19 protein-coding genes are annotated in these 18615 nt (G+C 66.8%); 8 read left to right on the top strand and 11 right to left on the bottom strand.

What is annotated here, in order from left to right:
- The first annotated feature begins 12 nt into the window (after positions 1–12).
- Complete coding sequence (locus tag ACQPXH_RS19670) at positions 13–174, top strand: hypothetical protein (RefSeq protein ID WP_433598001.1); 162 nt, start codon at positions 13–15, stop codon at positions 172–174.
- Positions 175–345: 171 nt separating this feature from the next.
- Here ACQPXH_RS19670 and ACQPXH_RS19665 read toward each other — a convergent pair whose 3' ends face one another.
- From ACQPXH_RS19665 to ACQPXH_RS19655, 3 genes are all read right to left on the bottom strand, one after another.
- Positions 346–1314 (bottom strand): sigma-70 family RNA polymerase sigma factor, encoded by a 969-nt coding sequence (locus ACQPXH_RS19665; protein ID WP_433598000.1) that lies wholly within the window; start codon positions 1312–1314, stop codon positions 346–348.
- 193 nt (positions 1315–1507) lie between these two features.
- Positions 1508–3025 carry a DUF7059 domain-containing protein gene (locus ACQPXH_RS19660; protein ID WP_433597999.1) on the bottom strand — a complete coding sequence of 506 codons (1518 nt, stop codon included), beginning with the start codon at positions 3023–3025 and terminating at the stop codon, positions 1508–1510.
- Between the two features lie 73 nt (positions 3026–3098).
- Complete coding sequence (locus ACQPXH_RS19655; protein ID WP_433597998.1) at positions 3099–3839, bottom strand: VOC family protein; 741 nt, start codon at positions 3837–3839, stop codon at positions 3099–3101.
- A gap of 274 nt (positions 3840–4113) precedes the next feature.
- Between ACQPXH_RS19655 and ACQPXH_RS19650 the strand changes: the two genes are divergently transcribed.
- Positions 4114–5391: an MFS transporter gene (locus ACQPXH_RS19650; RefSeq protein ID WP_433597997.1), complete on the top strand. Its 1278-nt coding sequence runs from the start codon at positions 4114–4116 to the stop codon at positions 5389–5391.
- Between the two features lie 250 nt (positions 5392–5641).
- On the opposite strand, the gene ACQPXH_RS19645 is transcribed toward ACQPXH_RS19650, so the two are convergent.
- The gene (locus ACQPXH_RS19645; RefSeq protein ID WP_433597996.1) at positions 5642–6061 is read right to left on the bottom strand and encodes a DUF3099 domain-containing protein; all 420 of its coding nucleotides are present in this window, start codon (positions 6059–6061) and stop codon (positions 5642–5644) included.
- Between the two features lie 106 nt (positions 6062–6167).
- Between ACQPXH_RS19645 and ACQPXH_RS19640 the strand changes: the two genes are divergently transcribed.
- On the top strand, positions 6168–6404 hold the full coding sequence (locus ACQPXH_RS19640; RefSeq protein WP_433597995.1) for a DUF3039 domain-containing protein: 237 nt from the start codon (positions 6168–6170) through the stop codon (positions 6402–6404).
- Here the strand turns inward: ACQPXH_RS19640 and ACQPXH_RS19635 are convergent.
- The gene (locus ACQPXH_RS19635) at positions 6377–7585 is read right to left on the bottom strand and encodes a YihY/virulence factor BrkB family protein (protein WP_433597994.1); all 1209 of its coding nucleotides are present in this window, start codon (positions 7583–7585) and stop codon (positions 6377–6379) included. The genes ACQPXH_RS19640 and ACQPXH_RS19635 overlap by 28 nt on opposite strands.
- A gap of 288 nt (positions 7586–7873) precedes the next feature.
- Here ACQPXH_RS19635 and ACQPXH_RS19630 point away from each other — a divergent pair, with 288 nt between their 5' ends.
- The gene (locus tag ACQPXH_RS19630; protein ID WP_433603512.1) at positions 7874–9532 is read left to right on the top strand and encodes a DEAD/DEAH box helicase; all 1659 of its coding nucleotides are present in this window, start codon (positions 7874–7876) and stop codon (positions 9530–9532) included.
- A gap of 427 nt (positions 9533–9959) precedes the next feature.
- Here ACQPXH_RS19630 and ACQPXH_RS19625 read toward each other — a convergent pair whose 3' ends face one another.
- Positions 9960–10520, bottom strand: coding sequence for a hypothetical protein (locus ACQPXH_RS19625; RefSeq protein WP_433597993.1), 561 nt, complete (start codon positions 10518–10520; stop codon positions 9960–9962).
- Entirely contained in the window at positions 10520–12265 is a 1746-nt protein-coding gene (locus tag ACQPXH_RS19620; RefSeq protein WP_433597992.1) for a DEAD/DEAH box helicase, read from the bottom strand. The genes ACQPXH_RS19625 and ACQPXH_RS19620 overlap by 1 nt, the downstream gene beginning before the upstream one ends.
- Positions 12266–12408: 143 nt before the next feature.
- Between ACQPXH_RS19620 and ACQPXH_RS19615 the strand changes: the two genes are divergently transcribed.
- A complete protein-coding gene (locus tag ACQPXH_RS19615) occupies positions 12409–13149 on the top strand; it encodes a TetR/AcrR family transcriptional regulator (RefSeq protein ID WP_433603511.1) in 741 nt (246 codons plus the stop codon).
- Between the two features lie 68 nt (positions 13150–13217).
- On the opposite strand, the gene ACQPXH_RS19610 is transcribed toward ACQPXH_RS19615, so the two are convergent.
- Complete coding sequence (locus tag ACQPXH_RS19610) at positions 13218–13412, bottom strand: DUF7455 domain-containing protein (RefSeq protein WP_433597991.1); 195 nt, start codon at positions 13410–13412, stop codon at positions 13218–13220.
- A 273-nt stretch (positions 13413–13685) separates the two neighbouring features.
- On the opposite strand from ACQPXH_RS19610, the gene ACQPXH_RS19605 reads away from it, so the two are divergent.
- Positions 13686–14060 (top strand): DUF952 domain-containing protein, encoded by a 375-nt coding sequence (locus tag ACQPXH_RS19605; RefSeq protein ID WP_433597990.1) that lies wholly within the window; start codon positions 13686–13688, stop codon positions 14058–14060.
- 16 nt (positions 14061–14076) lie between these two features.
- Here the strand turns inward: ACQPXH_RS19605 and ACQPXH_RS19600 are convergent, their stop codons facing one another.
- Both ACQPXH_RS19600 and ACQPXH_RS19595 read right to left on the bottom strand, forming a co-directional pair.
- Entirely contained in the window at positions 14077–14721 is a 645-nt protein-coding gene (locus tag ACQPXH_RS19600; protein ID WP_433597989.1) for a response regulator, read from the bottom strand.
- Positions 14718–15914, bottom strand: a complete 1197-nt coding sequence (locus tag ACQPXH_RS19595) for a sensor histidine kinase (protein ID WP_433597988.1) — start codon at positions 15912–15914, stop codon at positions 14718–14720. The genes ACQPXH_RS19600 and ACQPXH_RS19595 overlap by 4 nt, the downstream gene beginning before the upstream one ends.
- A 156-nt stretch (positions 15915–16070) precedes the next feature.
- Here ACQPXH_RS19595 and ACQPXH_RS19590 point away from each other — a divergent pair, with 156 nt between their 5' ends.
- Complete coding sequence (locus ACQPXH_RS19590; protein ID WP_387284840.1) at positions 16071–16553, top strand: cation:proton antiporter regulatory subunit; 483 nt, start codon at positions 16071–16073, stop codon at positions 16551–16553.
- A gap of 4 nt (positions 16554–16557) precedes the next feature.
- On the top strand, positions 16558–17742 hold the full coding sequence (locus tag ACQPXH_RS19585; RefSeq protein ID WP_433597987.1) for a cation:proton antiporter: 1185 nt from the start codon (positions 16558–16560) through the stop codon (positions 17740–17742).
- On the opposite strand, the gene ACQPXH_RS19580 is transcribed toward ACQPXH_RS19585, so the two are convergent.
- The gene (locus ACQPXH_RS19580) at positions 17644–18588 is read right to left on the bottom strand and encodes a rhomboid-like protein (protein ID WP_433597986.1); all 945 of its coding nucleotides are present in this window, start codon (positions 18586–18588) and stop codon (positions 17644–17646) included. The genes ACQPXH_RS19585 and ACQPXH_RS19580 overlap by 99 nt on opposite strands.
- Between the last annotated feature and the right edge of the window lie 27 nt (positions 18589–18615).

Genomic DNA, 18615 nt, shown 5'->3' with positions numbered 1-18615 from the left:
AGCGACGTACCGATGCCGCTCGCGGAGGCCACCGCACAACTGGTCCAGGCCAGTGTTGGCAGCGGTCGAGTGCACGAGGATTTCACGATCCTGCTCGATCTGCAGGCCGAGAACTCCGCACTCGAACTGAAACCAGACAACGTCGCGGTCGACAACGGACTCGGCGGGGATTGAATGGGGTTCGCCGACCGGCTCGCGCGAACCCGGAGGGGGCGGGACGCGCGGTCACCGGTCGGCGTTTCGAGGTGACCGTCGAGGGTCACCAAGCCGAACGCCGAACTTGCCTCGGAGTAGTCCGGCGTCGTGGGCACGTGCCGAGATCACCGGCACGAGCTATTGCGGGAATCAGCTGGCGTAGGCGCGCAGGCGGTCGGCCCGCTCTCCCTTGCGCAGCTTCGACATGACCTCACGCTCGATCTGACGAACACGCTCTCGGGAGAGCCCGAAGAGCTTGCCGATCTGATCGAGGGTGCGCGGCTGGCCGTCGTCCAGGCCGAAGCGCAGCCGGATGACCTGCTGTTCGCGCTCGTCCAGGGTGGCGAGCACGCTGCGCACATCGTGGTGCAGGAGCCCGGCGATCACGGCGGATTCGGCCGAGGTGGCCTCGGAGTCCTCGATGAAATCGCCCAGCGGGGCCTCTTCGTCATTGCCGACCGGCATATCCAGGCTTACCGGGTCACGGCTGTGGTCGAGCAGATCGGAGATCTTGTCGACCGGAATGCCGGACTCGTTGGCGAGTTCGGCATCGGTGGCCTCGCGGCCGAGCTGCTGATGCAATTCCCGCTTGATCCTGGCCAGCTTGTTGACCTGCTCGACCAGATGCACGGGGAGGCGGATGGTGCGGCTCTGATCAGCCATACCGCGGGTGATGGCCTGCCGAATCCACCAGGTGGCATAGGTGGAGAACTTGAATCCCTTGGCGTAGTCGAACTTTTCCATTGCCCTGATCAGCCCGAGGTTGCCCTCCTGGATCAGGTCCAGCAGCGGCATGCCGCGGCCGGTGTAGCGCTTGGCGAGGGAGACCACGAGCCGGAGGTTGGCTTCGAGCAGATGCGAGCGCGCCGCTTGGCCTTCGCGAACGACGGCGGCCAGATCGCGTTTGCGGGTGGCCGACAGTCGCTTGCCGGTCTCCAGCAGATGCTGCGCATAGAGGCCCGCCTCGATGCGCTTGGCCAGCTCGACCTCGTCGGCTGCCGTGAGCAGTGCGGTACGGCCGATCCCGTTCAGGTACACGCGTACCAGGTCGGCGGCAGGGCTCTGGGCGTCGAGGTCCGAATCGCTGGTGCGCACACGAGTGGCGGCGGGGCTTGTCATGACTTGCCTCCTGTCGGTGGTGTCTCACTCCGAACAACGGACCCGACAGGTAGAAAGTTCCCCGCTACTGCTCCGATAAACCGCTCTGAACTGCGGTTTCCATCACTCGCGTCTGAGAAGTTCCTGAGAACCCACCCTGTCGGAACAGCCCGTGCACGAAAGGTCCGGAGGGATGCGAGCGGTTGCCGCTTCGTTACACGGGCCGCACCAAACCGTGGCGAACCAATCCGGCCACCACGGATAATGCGTCGGCCGCGAACTCCTCGGTCACTTCGCCCGATCCGTCGGCGAGCGCGAGCAGTTCCAGCAGCTCGTGTAACGGCAAACCCTCGGCGCGCATTCCCGCGACGAGTGCGATGGTGGACTCGTCCACTTCGTGCTGCCAGCGCGGACCGTCGCCGCGGTGCAGCCGCGCGACCTGCTGCTCCCAACCGAATTCGCGGTGCAGGTAGACCCGTTCCAGCGCGGTTGCCGGATCAACCACGAAACGTGTTGACCACGCGAGGTTTTCCTCGGCGGCGGCGCGGCGCAACCATGCTGAGCGTGCGAAATACGCGGTGGCCTCGGCGCCGAGCGGATCGTCGAAGCCGTGCGTCAGATCCTCGGCGAGCAGTTCGGTCGGACCGTCGATGGCGTGCAGGTAGACGAAGCCGAAGCCGATGCCCTCGACGCCCGCGGCGGTGAAGGCGTCGAGCCACCGTTCGGCGCGCTGCTGCGCGGCCGGGTCGCGCGGATCCAACCCCGCATCACGCAGCCATGTTCCGACATAGAGTGCCGGATCGGCGACATCGCGTTGGACCACCCAGGCATCGACGCCGTGTGCGGGCAGCCAGGACGAGACGCGTTGGCGCCAGTCCTCGCCGTCCACATGCACCCATGCCGCCAGCATCGCTGCGGTGCCATCGGGAGCGAGCAGGGCGGGGGCTCGCGAGATCACCAATTCGCTTGCGCCATCGAGGGCGAGGCCGGAGTCGCGGTAGGTGTGTTCGATGCGGGCAGGGCCGACGACGAACGGCGGATTGGCCACCACCTGGTCGAAGCGGCGACCGGCCACCGGCGCGAACCAGGAACCGGCCAGAAGTTCGATATCGAGCCCGTTGAGTGCGGCCGTCGCCTCGGCCAGCCACAGGGCGCGCGGGTTCACGTCGGTCGCGGTTACCCGGTCCGCGTACGCGGCGGCGTGGACGGCCTGGACGCCGCAGCCGGTGCCCAGGTCCAGCACCGAACCAACGCGGCGGGTGGGGGTGGCGCGCAACAGTGACAGGGAGGCGTGGCCGACGCCGAGCACGTGATCCTCGGTCAGGGTGCGCCGGAACATCGAATCGTCGAGGTCGGACAGGATCCAGCGGGTGCCGTCGCCCGCGTCGAACGGACGCAGGTCCAGGGCCGCGCGCACATCGTCACCGTCGCGGGCGAGCAGGCCGGCGGCTACCGCGCGGTCGATCTCCACCGGTGCCAGTGCGGCCGCGACCTCCCGTTCGGGCATTGCGTCACCGAGCAGCCACAGGCGGATCAGAGTTCCGAGTGCGCCCGCTCGGCGCGCGGCGCGGCGCACCGGCACCGGTTCGGACCGGCCTAGTGCGGCATGCGCATCGGCGCCGAGCACTTCCAGCAGCATGTCGGCGTCGTAGCCGACGCGGGTCAGCGCGGCCCGCAGATCGGGGCACAGCGCGGTGAGCAGCGATCCGGTGGTCGTCTGGTTGGTAGGCACACCGGTACTCTGCCACCGCGACACGCCAGCAACAGAAACGTGCTCGTCGTGTCACTTGGGACAGCGTGCGATATCAGACGCCGTTCGGGTCGCGGCCGGTAATGCAGTAAGGCGCGTCGGCCGGATCGAGCATCACGATCCAGTGGTCATTGCGCTCGACCGATGTCGCGCCGAGGGACTCGTGCCAGGCGGCGGTGGCGTCGATATCCGCGGAGGCCAGGTCGATGTGCGCGCCGGCGGGTCGATCCTCGCCGAGGCGCTGCAGCAGAAGCTGCACCGGCATCGGCTGTTTCGCGCGCAGCCGGGCGAATTCGGGCAGGCGGCCCTGCGTCAGGTCCCAATTGGTGAGCGTGGTCCAGAAGCGGGATTCGGCGGCGTGGTCGGTCGGGCCGATATCGAGGCAGACCTGGTCGAGGCGGGTAAGGGTGCCGTCCGGGGCGCGCACGGCCGGGGCGGGTGTGCCCTTCGCGCGGCCGCTGGGGGTGAAGCAGAAGATCTGACCGCCTGGTGAGCGCAGCACGGCGTAGCTCTTGTGGTTGGCGACCAGTTCGGCGTCGAGGTCGAGTGCGATGCGGACCGCGGCGGTGACATCGTCGACGTCGAAATCGAGGTGTACCCGCCCGAGTCCGGTCACCGCCTGCATCTTGACGCCGGCATCGGCGAATAGTGCGGGATCCGGTAGGAGCGTGAGGAATTCGTCGTTCTCGCCGCGTCGCGGCGAGAGTTGGGTGTCGGTGATCGTCGACCAGAATGTCGCGCATTCGTCGAAACGTTGCGTCGGGCGGTCGAGGAAGGCCCAGACCCACCGAATCATGCTTTCTCCTGTTTCCTGGCGGGAGGTCCCGCGCCGCAGCCGGCATGCAGTTGTCGCATCTTCCGGCGATTCGGCGGCGCCCGCGCCTGGTTGACGCGGATGTGTCGCACATCACTGGCGCTGAGGGAGGTCCGTCGCTTACCCCCGCCACACAGTAGGTGTCGTCCGCGATGCTGTCGAGCCGGTTTCGGCTCGGCCGCGACTGGCACGATCTTGGCGGTTTATGGCATTCCGGCCACTCGTTCGATGTGCGAAATTCCGGCAGGCTCAGCGGGTGACTGAACTGCAGACGCCTCGGGTACCTGTCGATTCCGTGCCGAGGCGGCTGCACCCCGCCTGGATCGTCGCCGGTGTGGGATTCATCGCACTCTTGGGCGCGGCGGCGTTCCGGTCGGTGCCGAGTGTGCTGCTGGATCCGCTGCACGAGGAGTTCGGTTGGTCGCACGGCACCATCGGTGCCGCGGTCTCGCTGAATCTGCTGCTGTACGGGCTGATTTCGCCGTTCGCGGCGGCCCTGATGGACCGATTCGGCATCCGCCGGGTGGTGGCGTGCGCACTGGTGCTCGTCGCGGCGGGTAGCGGCCTCACCGTATTCATGACCCAGCCTTGGCATTTGGTGGCGACCTGGGGGCTGTTGGTCGGGGTCGGCGTCGGATCGATGTCGATGCCGTTCGTGGCGACGATCACCGGTCGCTGGTTCGTGCGCCAGCGCGGATTGGTGACCGGCGTGCTCACTGCGGCGGGCGCGACCGGGCAACTGATCTTCCTGCCGGTGGTGTCTGCTGTCGCGCATGAGCACGGCTGGCGAGTGCCCTCGCTGATCGTCGCGGGTATCGCACTGGCGGTGGTGCCGCTGGTCCTGCTGTTCATCCGCGACTTCCCCAGTGACGCAGGCGTTTACGCGTACGGCGCCGAACCCGGCAGCACAGTTGGACTGCGGGTGCAGGCGACCGGCGGTGCCACCCGCGCACTGACGGTCTTGACCACGATCGCGCGCAGTCCCGGATTCTGGCTGCTCGCAGGCGGATTCGCGATCTGCGGCGCATCGACCAACGGGCTGGTCGGCACTCACTTCGTCAGTGCCGCACACGATCACGGCATGCCGCCGACCACCGCCGCCGGTCTGCTGGCACTGGTCGGCATCTTCGATGTCGCGGGCACTGTCTTCTCCGGCTGGCTCACCGACCGCGCCGACCCGCGCTATCTGCTGGTCGGCTACTACACCCTGCGCGGACTGTCGCTGCTGATCCTGCCGTCGCTGTTCGCGCCGGATACCCAGCCGAGCATGTGGGTGTTCATCATCTTCTACGGCCTGGACTGGATCGCCACCGTCCCACCCACGGTCATGCTCTGCCGCGAACTCTTCGGCGCCGACGGCCCCGTCGCGTTCGGCTGGGTCTTCGCCTCCCACCAGATCGGCTCCGCCATAGCCGCCACCGGCGCCGGCATCATCCGCGACGTCCAGGGCTCCTACAACCTCGCCTGGTACATCGCCGGCGCCCTCTGCGCCGCCGCAGCCCTCATGTCCGCCACCATCCGCCGCCACCCCTGACCCCGAGAATGCGCTGGTGGCGGGCCATTCTCGATGTTCGCCTCCACCGTTGCACGGTGATCACCCGTCCAGCTTGATCGTCGGCGTGTCGGCGCCCGCGTGGTGGCGTGCGATGGCATCCTGCCCCTGCCCCTGCCCCTGCCCCTGCCCCTGCCCCTGCCCCTGCCCCTGCCCCTGCCCCTCGGCCTGGACCTCCCTACGGAGCCAGGACCTGACCTTGCCCGCCTCTGGACCTCAGCCGACTCCAGGTTCAGGAATCGATGGCGCGGTGTGGCCGGGATTCGATGGCGGTGCGCGGGCGGTCCCAACGGCTGGGTTCGTCCTTGCGGCGCGGCGGGCGGTCGTTGGCGATGAGAACGGCGATCCAGGGGAGAGGGATCGAAGCGGTGATGATCAGGATCGAGAGCAGGGCGTTGCTGAAGACGCTGTAGGCGACCGCGGCCAGGATCAGGCAGGGGATGCGGAACGCCATGATGATGGTGTAGCGGCGAACCCTGGCGCGGTGCTGATCCTCCAGTGACGGCGCGGCCTCGGTGATCAGCACCGGGTGCTTCTCGTCATTGCCGGGGAAGTAACCGTTGGACTTGCGCGGTGGCGTCGGCACTGCGACGTCCGGGCGATCACCGCTGCCGATGTCGTCGGCGTCGGGGGTGTCGCCGTACTGCTGCATACCCTGAGTCTTCCACTGTCGAGGGCGCACCGCACATGGCCTGGTCAGCTCGACGAACACCGACCGATATCGGCCGAACTCCCGAGTATGCGGCATCATGGAATCCGTGAGTACCGACACTCTGGTTCGCCCGGATACGACCACCGACGAGACGACGGGCGACGACACCCCCAAGTTCTTCCACTACGTGAAGAAGGACAAGATCGCCGAGAGCGCCGTCATGGGCACCCACGTGGTCGCCCTCTGCGGTGAGGTCTTCCCAGTGACGCGTTCGGCGAAGCCCGGCTCGCCGGTCTGCCCGGACTGCAAGAAGGTCTACGACGGCTTGCGCAAGGGCGACTGAGCCGACACCGGTGATGTATCGCCGCGCGCGCTGAGTCGTGCCCGGTCGGCATCGGCGCCGTTGTCGTCTGTCCGCTCGATCGGCCCCCGAACCTCCTGTGGGTTCGGGGGTTCAGCTGTGCCCGGATCATCCTGTTCGGTGCCGGAGTCGTCCCCGCCCAACTGATTGGACAACCATTCCTTCACCTGATCGATGCGGGTGCTGCGGGCGGGCCAGAATTCCTGCACCGCGGCATTGAACTCCGCGCCGAGGATGACCGCGAAGCCCAAGAAGAACGTGAACAGCAGGAACGCGATCGGCGTTGCGAGCGCGCCGTAGCTGACACCTGTTCTGGTGACCCACGACAGATAGCGGCGCAGTCCCTCGCTGGCGGCCATGAAGAACACTCCTGCGACCAGCGCCCCGCCGAACAAGCGATGCCACGGCAGCGATTTGTGCAGTGCGAGCTTGTACAGGGTGGTGAGCCCGATGATCAGCACCAGGCCGACGCCCGGGTAATAGAACGAGTCGATCAGCCGCAACCCGGGTTCCCGCCACGAATCCGGCAGCACCCGTCCGATCAATGTCGGACCCAGCGCGATCAGCGGCAGCAGGAATACCGCGACCACCAGGAACAGCACATATAGCAGCAACGCGAAGATGCGCTGCCACACCGGATGCCGGGCATCCTTCTGGCCGTGCGCCTCGACGATCGAATCCACGAAGGTCGACATGGCCGAGGATCCCGCCCACAGCGACATTACGAAACCCACCGAGACGAACGCGGCGCGTCCGCGACTGAGCACGTCGGTGACGGTCGGTTCGATCAGATCGCTCACCACACTGGTGCTGAACAGGTCCCGGCTGAACGCGATGATCTTCTGCCGGACGATCTCCACGGTATCGGGTCCGAACCATTCCCCGACGTAACCGAGGCTGCCGAGCACCCCGAGCAGCAGCGGCGCCAGCGACATTGTCTGCCAGAACGCCGCGGCCGCGGATTTGGCGAAAATCGAATCGTTCCATGACTTCACCGCCACCCGCACGACGAGTTTGCCACCATGTCGCGCGGCATGCGCAGCCCGCGTTGCGGCGTTGCGGGCATAGGTCGCCACCGTGGGTTCCGCGCCGCCTCCGCCGCTGTGGATCGGCTGGTCGCCGACCCCCGGGGTATGGCGCGGTAGAGCGCTTTCGTCGGTCATGATGCTTAACAGCATCGCGCATCCGAGCATATTGTTCCGGTTTGCCGTGGCATCGAGTCGATGGGGAGCAGATGAACACGGCGTGGCGCAGGGTTCGGCGTGTGACGCCCGTCGCCCACGCCGCGTCGGTTTGGCGACACGCCATGGGGGACAGCTAGGGTCGTCTTCGTGACTGTGTCGGGTGGCGCCGCTGTGGCGGGAGAAGCGGAAACACCGGGCGATTCGCAAAAATCGAGCGCCGCGGGTTCCACAGGTGGTTCGCTGCGCGCCTGGCAGCGCCGGGCCCTGATGAAGTACTTGTCGACCAAGCCAAGGGACTTCCTCGCGGTGGCGACGCCGGGTGCTGGTAAGACCACATTCGCACTGCGGGTCGCGGCCGAACTGCTGGCCGACCGCACCGTCGACCAGATCACCGTCGTCGCTCCGACCGAACACCTCAAACATCAGTGGGCCCAATCCGCGGCCCGCGTGGGCATTCAGCTGGATTCGCGCTTCTCCAACGCGACCGGTGCGACCTCCGGCGATTATCACGGCGTCGTGGTCACCTATGCGCAGATCGCCTCGCATCCCGCGCGGCACCGTGTCCGCACCGAAAGACGCAGAACACTGGTGATTCTCGACGAGATCCACCATGCGGGCGATGCGAAGTCCTGGGGTGAGGCGACCGCCGAGGCATTCGGTGACGCCACCCGCCGGCTCGCGCTGACCGGTACCCCGTTCCGCAGCGATGACAGCCAGATCCCGTTCGTCAGCTACGAACCCGATGAGGCCGGTTTCCCGCGCTCGCGCGCCGACCACGCCTACGGCTATGCGGAGGCATTGGCCGACGGCGTGGTCCGGCCCGTCGTCTTCCTGGCGTATTCCGGCGAGGCGCACTGGCGCGACAGCGCGGGTGAGGAGTATTCGGCCCGCCTCGGTGAGCCGCTGAGCGCCGAACACACCGCCCGTGCGTGGCGCACCGCCTTGGATCCGGCAGGTGACTGGATGTCCAAGGTGCTCGTGGCTGCCGATACCCGGCTGCGCCAGCTGCGTGCGACCGGTATGCCCGATGCCGGTGGTCTGGTGATCGCCACCGATCAGGAGCGGGCCCGCGATTACGCCGAACTGCTGGAACACATCTCGGGCGAGCGGCCTGCCGTGGTGCTCTCGGATGATCCGTCCTCCTCGAACCGGATCGCCGAATTCAGCAAGAACACCCAGCCGTGGATGGTCGCGGTGCGCATGGTGTCCGAGGGCGTCGACGTGCCGCGGCTCGCGGTGGGCGTCTATGCGACCAGTGCCTCGACACCGCTGTACTTCGCCCAGGCTATCGGCCGGTTCGTGCGTGCGCGCAAGCCAGGTGAAACTGCCAGCGTGTTCCTGCCGTCGGTGCCGGTGCTGCTCGATCTGGCCGCGCAGCTGGAACTGCAGCGCGATCACGTCATCGGTAAGCCGCACCGCGAGCAGAACGGTCTCGAAGACGAACTCCTGATCGACGCGAACAAACAGAAGGACGAGCCGGGCGAGGACGAGAAGCCCTTCGTCGCACTCGCCGCGGACGCCGAACTCGACCAGGTGATCTACGATGGATCCTCCTTCGGCACAGCCACTTTCGCGGGCAGTGCGGAGGAGGCGGACTACCTGGGGATTCCCGGGCTGTTGGACGCGGAGCAGATGCGGGCGCTGCTGCGTGAACGTCAGTCCAAGCAACTCGCCGAACGCGGTGAGGCCGCGATGCCCGATCCCGGCCCGCAGGTCGCCTCGGCCGCCGAGCGGGTCGCGACCGCGGATAAACTCGGTGAGCTGCGTCGCGAGCTCAACAGCCTGGTCGCCATGCACCACCATCGCACCGGCAAGCCGCACGGTGTGATCCACGGTGAGTTGCGCCGCGAATGCGGTGGTCCACCAACGGCATTGGCCACCGCGGATCAACTCGGTGAGCGCATCGCCGCCCTGCGCCGTAAGTAACCGCGGCGATCGGTGTGCGATGGCCGATACGGGCCACGCGGCCATGGCACAGTCGATGGATCGGGTGAGTTCGGTGTGCGAAGCGCCGTCGCGGGCGCGGATCGACAGACCGTACAGCACCGTGGTGTAGAAGCCGGCCAAGGCCCCAGGTATCGGTGTCCGGAGGTAGCTCACCTTCCGCGACACCGCGATCCAAGCGCTCGCGGATGTCTTCGGTTGTCTCGCGCCGCTTTTCGACCAGGAAGTCGCGGATGGTTTCGCTGCGGGTGGTGCAGCCGGGTTCCACCGACACCGATGTGGGCGACCTACCTGCCGGTACCGCCGGAGCACGCCGCCGCGGCTCACCCGCGCCGGCGTCACCGATGTCGAGATCGAAACCGGCGAGCGCGGTTTCCGCTTCCGTGCCCGCCGCCCCGAGTGAATCCTTTCAGTGCACCGCTATTGCGGCCTCGAAGTAGTCCGCAGGATCGAGTGCATTGATCGGGGTCCAGCGGGAAGACTCGATCGGTACTGTCGAATCCTGCGGTGCCGCTTGGAAGTAGCCCTGGATCTCCAGCGCCAGGCGGGGGTTCTCGTCCACGCGGCGGGCCATGTCGTAGAACACCGCGAGGACGTGCAAGCAGCGGGCGGTGCGAGCCGAACAGGAGCAGTCCGTCCCGGCCGGGTCAGGTGCCGGGCTGATGCAGGCGTCGACCAGCGCTCGGTGCATCTCGTCGGTGAGAACTGTTGTATCCGGAATGATTTCGGCGATCGCGGTGATGGCCGAACGGGAAAGTGGCGCGACTTCGAGGTGGGTTACCGAGGCCTGCCCACCGCGGTGGATGGCGGCGCGCACGATGCGCCCTTCGATGGTCGTTTGGATACCACTGTTGCGGGCAATGCTGCGGGCGCGGGGGAGCAGCGAGTCGGGTCGGGTCTGGCGCAGTGGTTCGGCGAGCCGGACCCAGTCCATGCCCCATGCCGTGTATCCGAATTCGTTGTCCGCCATCAGTTCTCCCTCTTGCGGCGCAGGATTTCGATGAGCCGGTCGTCGTCGAGGCGGGCCAGCGCGGCGATCCCAGCGGAATCGTTGAGGTCCGCGAGGGCGGATTTGCGGTCGTGCATGCCCGCGATGTGTTCCTCGACGGTGGTGCCCGAGGTCAGGGTGGTAATGGTGACAGTGCGAGTCTGGCCGATGCGATGCACCCGGTCGGAGGCCTGGGCTTCGACGGCCGGATTCCACCAGCGGTCGAAATGGATGACATCGGCGGCACGCGTCAGGGTGAGACCGGTGCCCGCGGCGCGCAGACTCAGGATCAACACGGGCGCACCGTCTTCGGCCTGGAAGCCCGAAACGATCTCGGCCCGCTCGGCCTGATTCAGTCCGCCGTGGAAGAACGGCGCCCGCACCCCGAATTGCTCGTGCAGGTGGCGGACCAGCAGGTCGCCGGTGGCGCGATACTGGGTGAATATCAGTGTCGGGTCGCCGGTTTCGAGATTGTTGGCCACGATATCGGCGCACAGATCCAGCTTTCCGGACCGGCCCGCCAATTCACCGAGCTCACCGGTGATCAGTCCCGGATGGTTGCAGACCTGCCGGAGAGCGGTGAGCGCCGCGAGCACTCGGCTCTGCCGTCGCGCGCCGTGGCCGAAGCCGTCATCGATCGCCTTGTCGAGCAGTTGGTCGTAGAGCCGTTCTTGTTCGGTGGTCAGATCGCAGAGCAGATCGCTGTGGATCTTCGCGGGCAGCGATGCGGCGACCTGAGCCTTCTTGCGGGCCAACAGCACCGGTTCGAGCGCATCCCGCAGTCGGCCCGCCGCGGCCGCCGAACCATCGTGGATCGGCCGGACGAATCGACGGCGGAACTGGGCGCGATGCCCGAACAGCCGCGGCGCCACCAGATTCAGCAGCGCCCACAGCTCCTCGAGATGGTTCTCCACCGGCGTGCCCGTCAGCGCGACCTTCGCCTCAGCCGTCAATGCCCGCGCCGCCTTGGACACCTGGGTGCGCGGATTCTTCAACGCCTGCGCCTCATCGAAAACTACTGTCGCCCAGGACCGATCGGTCAACGCACCACCGTACAACCGCAGTATCGGATACCCCGTCACCACAATGGTCCCGGCCTCATCCGCGATCTGACCCCCACGCCACGCCACCGCCCGCAGCCCCGGCGCGAACCGCGTGATCTCATGTGCCCAGTTCCCGACCAACGACGTCGGACAAACCACGAGCTGCGCTCCGCTCTCGGCGCGCCCGAGCAGGAACCCGATGGTCTGCACCGTTTTCCCGAGCCCCATCTCATCGGCCAAGACCGCCCCGCCGTGCGCAGCGATCGTCTCGTGCAACCAACCCGCCCCGCGCAGCTGATACGGCCGCAACTCCGCTTTCAGTCCTGCTCGCAATTCCGCCCCTATGCACCGTGTTTCGCGCAACACCCGCATCGCACGCTCGGCGGACACGATCGATGTTCCGGCCGCGTCAGCGACGGCATGCGCCGCAACGGGCAGCGGCACCGTCTGCGCATCGCACGGTTCCAAGCCGTCCCGCAGTACTGCGCGCCAAGCATGTACGGACGGGCCCGCGTCACGGAAGTCCAGATTCAACAGCTCGTCCGGATCAACGAGTGCGCAATCGACATCCGTGACCTCGATGGCGCCGTCCGGACCCGTCGGCACTGCTAGGGAGAGCGCTTCCCGATCGCCATCGGGTGCGCGGCCGGGCGCGGATCCGTTCCAAGTCCACAGCGCGAACATATGGCGGTCGGGTAGGTAGGTGGCCTGTGTGCTGGGCAGAGCGGTCCCCTAGTTCGTCGTATGGTGTACGGAGTATTATAACAACGTACAGCGTGCCGAATTAATTCCGAGAGGACAACGTGACCGACCAGGCGAAACAGTTGATGAGCCTGCTCTGGCGACATGCTGTGCCGCCGCGATCCGGTGGGCGCGGCCCGAAGCCGACGGTGAGTGTCGATGAGGTCGTCGTCGCCGCGATCGCCCTCGCCGATCGGAAGGGGTACGAGAAGGTGTCGATCCGCGCGGTCGCCGCCGACCTCGGTCTGCGCCCGATGAGCCTCTATACCTATGTGCCGAGCAAGGAGGCATTGACCGTGTTGATGGTCGACACAGTCGCACTGGAGGATGTACCCATCCCGGCCGATCTCCCGGTCCGTGACCGAATGTCCGCGATCGCCGAACAGGTCCGTGCGGAACTGATCGCGCATCCGTGGCTGCTCGAGGTGCCACCTTGGCGGCTCGTGCTCGGTCCGGGCCGGATGCGCCGATACGAACGGCAGCTGGCTGCGATCGAGGGGGTCGGGTTATCCGATCTGGCTATGGATCGGGTGATCGCGGTGCTGTCGGAATTCGCGACCGGCAATGCGCGGATGGCGATCGCCGGAATCCGCAGTACCGCGGAGCTGACCGACGCGCAGTGGTGGGAGCAGCACGGCCCGCTGCTGACCGAGGTCATGTCGGTCGAGGAGTTCCCGATCGCCTCGCGGGTCGGTGCGGCGGTAGGCGAACGCTATCAAGCGCCGTCGGACCCGCCGGGCGACTTCGCCTTCGGTCTCGGGAAACTGCTCGACGGCATCCTGTCCGGAGTAGTGGGACCGCAAACGCCGACAGCGGGCGACCTGTAGGTCGCCCGCTGTCGTCTATCAGCGATGTTCTGTTGTTCGATGCTGTTGTGTCGGGACGCGAGGACTGGTCAGAGCGTGGGAGCCGATTCCGCGTCGATCACGGCTTCGAGCTCACGCAAGCGATCCATGTGTTCATTCGCGTGGTGCTGGCAGAAGAGCAACTCGCCACCTGCGGGCAATACGGCACGAACTCGTGCGGCAGCACCGCAGCGGTCGCAACGATCGACCGCGGTCAGTGGGGTGCTTGTCAGGGTTCCTGGCATGACTCCTCCGTCCTGGCTCCCGGCACTACAGTCCGTTCACCTGGTGTGGGGCCCGTGGTCACTCCGCGGGCTCGCTACCGCTACTTCCCAGCAGGGGTATGACTACTCTGTCAGACGTTCGGGACGGGGGCTTTGTTCCCGGAAGTGATTCTGTGTGTTTTCGATAACACCACCTGGGATTTCGCTACTGGCGAACATCACCGGTTACGTATCGAACTCCACTCGACCACGATCACGAACAGGCCTATCCAGTTGTCTACCGGGAGATTACCCGTGATCCATGACACTCACACGCTCGTTCACATTTGCACACTCACCGATTGGCTGACCGCCCGGCAAACCGGCGAGTACCGCCCCGAGTCGTTCGAGGAGATCGGGTTCATCCATCTCTCCACGCCACAGCAGGCGCATCTGCCCGCCAACCGACTGTTCGCCGGACGGCGGGATATGGTGCTACTGCGTATCGATCCGGCCCGCCTCGGCGCGCCGGTGAAATGGGAACCGGGCGTGCCCACCGATCCGGAATCGATGCTGTTCCCACATCTGTACGGTCCGTTGCCGGTGGGCGCGGTCAGCGCAGTGGTCGAGTACCAGCCCGGGGCGGACGGCACCTTCGCAGCGCTCGACCCGAACTTCCCGGCGTCCTGACCTACCGCTCCCTGACCTACCGCTCCCTGACCTCGCGCGCCACGATGGCGGCCTGAACGCGAGAGCGCACACCGAGTTTGGTGAGCACGCGCGAGACATGTGTTTTGACTGTTGTCTCACCGATGAACAGCCGCGCGGCGATCTGCGCATTCGACAGACCGTCGCCGAGACAGTCGAGCACCTCGCGTTCGCGTTCGGTCAGCTCGTCCAGGCCGTCCGGCGCGGGCCGGCTCGGCTCGCCATCGGTCGAGGCGAACGCATTGATCACCGCGGCGGTCACCTCGGGCGCGAGCACACCGTCACCGGCGGCCACCGCGCGCACCGCATCGACAAGTGCTTGTCCCGAAGCGGATTTCAGCACGAACCCGGACGCGCCGGCGCGCAACGTACGGAAGACGTACTCGTCCAGGTCGAAGGTCGTCAGGATGAGCACCCTGGCCAGGCCGCCGTCGGTGATCCGGCCGGTTGCGGTGATGCCGTCGACGCCCGGCATGCGCACATCCATCAGCACCACATCCGGGCGCAGTACCTTCGCCTGTGCCACCGCGATATCGCCGTCGGCGGCCTCACCGACGACTTCGATGCCCCCAGCGGTCTCCAGGATCATCCGCAGTCCGGCCCGGATCGCGCCGTGGTCATCGGCGATCAGTACCCGGATCATGACATCTCCGTCGTCGAGATCGGCAGTCGCGCAAGGACTTCCCAGCCACCTGCGCCCGGCCCGGCGGTGAAGGTGCCGCCGAGCGCCGCGGCTCGTTCCCGCATATTCATCAGACCACTGTGGCGCGCGTCGTCGGGTGGTCGATTGCGCACCGGGACCGTTGGATTGCGCACCGAAAGGGCCAGATCCGTTGCCTCCGTGCGCACATCGATATCGACCACCTGACCCGGTGCGTGTTTCATGGCATTCGTCAGTGCTTCCTGGACGATTCGGTAGGCCGCCTGGTCGACCGCGCTCGGCAACGCCGTCCCGTTCAGCGAATCCCGCACGCGCACGGTGATTCCGGCGGCGCGGGCCGCATCGACGAGAATCGGCAGCTGAGCCAGTTTGCGCGGCGCGGCCGCATCGTCCTCGGCGCCGTCGTCGCGGCGCAGCAGACCGATCATGGTGCGCATCTCCTGCAGCGCGCTGACACTGTTGGACCGGATCGACGAAATGATCCCGGCCACAGCGGGATCGGTTTCCCGCCGGGCCAGCACCCCGAGCGCCGCTTCGGACTGGATGGCGATGGCCGACAGATGTCCGGCGATCACATCGTGCAGATCGCGCGCCATCGTCTTGCGTTCGTCGGCGATGGCGGCGCGCCGATCCAATTCGGCGACCAGTGTCATCGCCTGCGCGCGTTTGCGTTCGGCCTCGGCGATCTCCTTGTGCCCGCGCACCGACAGCGCCCACCACAGCGGCGTCGCGACGAACGCGAACAGCGCGGCGATGGTGATCACCGCGACCCGCCAGTCGCCGAGCACGAGCGCCAGCACGGTCAGTACGGCCGAGGCCACCCCGCAAATCGTGACCAGCGAGCGTGATCGCGTGGGCGCGGCATACAGCACACCCGCATAGATCAGATCCGAATAGATAAGCCAGACCGGCACCGTCGGACCGAGTGCGAAATCGATGGCGAACGGGATCAGCCCGATACCGAGTGCCGACATCGGCATGCGCCGCCGCAGGAAGCTCGCCACACAGATCAGCGCGAGCACCCCGAACCGCACCGGCAGCGACGGATGGCGGCTCAGGTCACTGGCCATCTCGGCCAGTCCGGTGAGATAGAGCGCGGCGCCGAGGACGAGCGCGAAGGCGGCGACCAGCGCGTCCTGCGCGGTCGCCGACAAAGCATCCCACTGCCGTCGCATCGCCCCATCACAGCACATGCCCCCGCGCCCCCGGGTCCGCCGAAAGAATGAGCCCGGGTCGGTTCGATGACCCGGGCCCAGGTGATCGCGGGCGTTGCGTGCTGCGGTCGCGGGCCTGTTGGGCGATCAGCCGCTTTCGCCGGTTAGGGTGGAGGTGTGAACGTCGATGTCACCGCCCTGCCCGGGATCGGGGTACGCAAAGACTTCCAGCTGCGGTCGGGCCGCCGGATCGGTGTGGTCGATCACCGCGACGGCGGCATCGATCTGATCGTCTCCAAACCCGATGACCCGGACTCCTGCGCCGCGCAAGTACCGCTGACTCCCGACGAGGCCGCGGTGCTCGCCAACCTACTCGGCTCGCCGCAGCTGGTGGCGAAGCTACGCGAGGATCACCGCGACCTACCTGGGATCACTACCCGCCAGCTACCCATCGCCGAGGATTCGCCATACGAGGGCCGCACCCTCGGCGAGACCGGAATGCGCACGCGCACCAAGGCTTCCATCGTCGCGGTAATGCGCGCGGGGCAGCTGCATCCCTCGCCGGGACCGGATTTCACTTTCACCGCCGATGACATACTCGTGGTCGTCGGTACCCCCGACGGTCTGGACACGGCCGCGAAGATCCTGACGCACGGGTGAGAGCGTGAACGAAACCGCGCTCGCCCTCATCGAGCTCGGGGCGGTGTTATTCACCCTCGGCATGCTCGGGAGAGTGGCGGCACGCTTCGGCATGTCCCCGATTCCGCTGTATCTGCTCGGCGGGCTGGCCTTCGGCCAGGGTGGCTTGGTAGAACTGGGTGCCGCGAACGAATTCGGCCATATCGCAGGCGAAATCGGCGTCGTACTGCTGTTGCTACTGCTCGGCCTCGAATACACCGCGGCAGAATTGGTGACCGGATTGCGCCGCTCCTGGGCCGCAGGCCTGGTCGATCTCGTCGCGAACGCGACGCCCGGCGTGGTGGTCGCCCTGATACTCGGCTGGGGGATGACCGGAGCGATCACCATGGCCGGGGTCACCTATATCTCGTCATCGGGCATTGTCGCCAAAGTACTGAACGACCTCGGTCGCCTCGGTAACCGGGAAACCCCGGTGATTCTGTCGATCCTGGTCTTCGAGGATCTCGCGATGGCGATGTATCTGCCGATCCTCACCGCGATCCTGGCCGGCACGAGCTTGCTGAGCGGGTTGACGGTGCTCGGTCTGGCCCTGGCCACTGTCACTGTCGTCTTGGTCGTTGCGCTGCGCTACGGCCGGTACGTCTCGGCAATCGTGGACAGCGCCGACCGGGAGGTATTCCTGCTGAAGCTGCTCGGCGCGGCGCTGCTGGTCGCCGGGCTGGCATCGACGCTGAATGTTTCGGCGGCGGTCGGCGCATTCCTGCTCGGCATCGCGATCTCCGGGTCCACCGCACACGAGGCGACCAAATTGCTGGAACCGATCCGGGATCTGTTCGCGGCCATCTTTTTCGTGGCCTTCGGATTCAGCACCGATCCGCGGGCCATTCCGCCGGTACTCGGCTGGGCGATCCTGCTCGCGGTGGTGACCGTGCTCACCAAGGTCGCCACCGGCTGGTGGGCGGCGAGTCGGCAGGGTATCCGCCGGATGGGCCGGGCGCGTGCGGGCGCGGCACTGGTCGCGCACGGCGAATTCTCCATTGTCATCGCGGGTTTGGCGGTGGGCATGGGCGCGGTCGACGTCCAACTCGCCGCGCTGGCCTCGGCCTATGTGCTACTGATGGCGGTGCTCGGCCCGATCGCGGCCCGCGTCGTCGAACCGGTCATCGGCATGGTGCAGCGCCGCTTCAACCCCGCCGTCAGCACCGGATAGCGGCTGCGCCGCCATGGAACTCGTCCCGGTATCGGCGGCAGCCGCGGAAATCCGGGGCGCCGCAAGCGGATTCGTCGACACTGGTGCCGACGCCGCGGAAGTTGACTCGCGTTCGGTACGCAGGCGTTCGATGCGCCGCCAGAAGGTCGACGCGACGAATCCGACCGCCAAACCGATCAGAGCCGCGCACATATGCCCGTAGTCGGTGAAGGTCGGTCCGATCAGCAGCCCCGAACCGAGGAACACGACGATGACACCCGCCCACAGTGCGCGGACCACACCGCGGAAGTGGAACGCCATGGCGGCCAGAACCGCGGTGAACCCGTAGCTGGTGCCGACATCCGCCGCATACTGCACCCGCACCGGGATGACGTGGTGGTCGATAGCGTGGTCGATCGCGGTGACGGTGAGCAGCGTCGCGCCGATATGTCCGGTCGCGAACAGCAGAATCCAGCGACTGGTGCCGAGCCAGCGTTCGACGAAGCCCATGACCACCAGAATCTCCGCGATGGTGACCCACGGAAATTGCCCCTGGGTCCAGAACGCCGAGGCCACCAGCACCTGGATCGGGTTGTGCTGCATGTTGTAGAGGTTGGTGGAGGCCGAGAAGATCAGCCTGCGCTCCACCGAATCACCGACCCCGCGCAGCGTCCACCAGGTGACGAACAGGGTGAACGCGTAGGCCGTGCTGGCCGGTGCGCCGGACAGGTGCTGGCGCAGTTCGGGCAGTAGTCGGCGCACCAATCGGGGCCGACGTGCCCACGACCAGACCGCGCGCAACTCGTCACCGAGGTCGACGGTCTGCGTCCAGGGGGAGTGGATTCGGCGCAAAGTGGGGGCAACCACATGGACAAGTCTGCCGGTTCCGAGGTG

The organism is Nocardia sp. CA-135953 (genome assembly GCF_050955735.1).
Classification (GTDB): Bacteria; Actinomycetota; Actinomycetes; order Mycobacteriales; family Mycobacteriaceae; genus Nocardia.
Note: the sequence above shows the minus strand (reverse complement) of the source record. Positions and strands in the feature narration are given on the sequence as shown.

Bases quoted from the DNA above. Each gene is read 5' to 3' on its own strand.
- ACQPXH_RS19635 (WP_433597994.1), bottom strand. From the start codon at position 7,585: ATGACCGACGAAAGCGCTCTACCGCGCCATACCCCGGGGGTCGGCGAC.
- ACQPXH_RS19630 (WP_433603512.1), top strand. From the start codon at position 7,874: ATGAAGTACTTGTCGACCAAGCCAAGGGACTTCCTCGCGGTGGCGACG.
- ACQPXH_RS19625 (WP_433597993.1), bottom strand. From the start codon at position 10,520: ATGGCGGACAACGAATTCGGATACACGGCATGGGGCATGGACTGGGTC.
- ACQPXH_RS19665 (WP_433598000.1), bottom strand. From the start codon at position 1,314: ATGACAAGCCCCGCCGCCACTCGTGTGCGCACCAGCGATTCGGACCTC.
- ACQPXH_RS19620 (WP_433597992.1), bottom strand. From the start codon at position 12,265: ATGTTCGCGCTGTGGACTTGGAACGGATCCGCGCCCGGCCGCGCACCC.
- ACQPXH_RS19610 (WP_433597991.1), bottom strand. From the start codon at position 13,412: ATGCCAGGAACCCTGACAAGCACCCCACTGACCGCGGTCGATCGTTGC.
- ACQPXH_RS19595 (WP_433597988.1), bottom strand. From the start codon at position 15,914: ATGCGACGGCAGTGGGATGCTTTGTCGGCGACCGCGCAGGACGCGCTG.
- ACQPXH_RS19670 (WP_433598001.1), top strand. From the start codon at position 13: ATGCCGCTCGCGGAGGCCACCGCACAACTGGTCCAGGCCAGTGTTGGC.
- ACQPXH_RS19645 (WP_433597996.1), bottom strand. From the start codon at position 6,061: ATGCAGCAGTACGGCGACACCCCCGACGCCGACGACATCGGCAGCGGT.
- ACQPXH_RS19615 (WP_433603511.1), top strand. From the start codon at position 12,409: ATGAGCCTGCTCTGGCGACATGCTGTGCCGCCGCGATCCGGTGGGCGC.
- ACQPXH_RS19600 (WP_433597989.1), bottom strand. From the start codon at position 14,721: ATGATCCGGGTACTGATCGCCGATGACCACGGCGCGATCCGGGCCGGA.
- ACQPXH_RS19655 (WP_433597998.1), bottom strand. From the start codon at position 3,839: ATGATTCGGTGGGTCTGGGCCTTCCTCGACCGCCCGACGCAACGTTTC.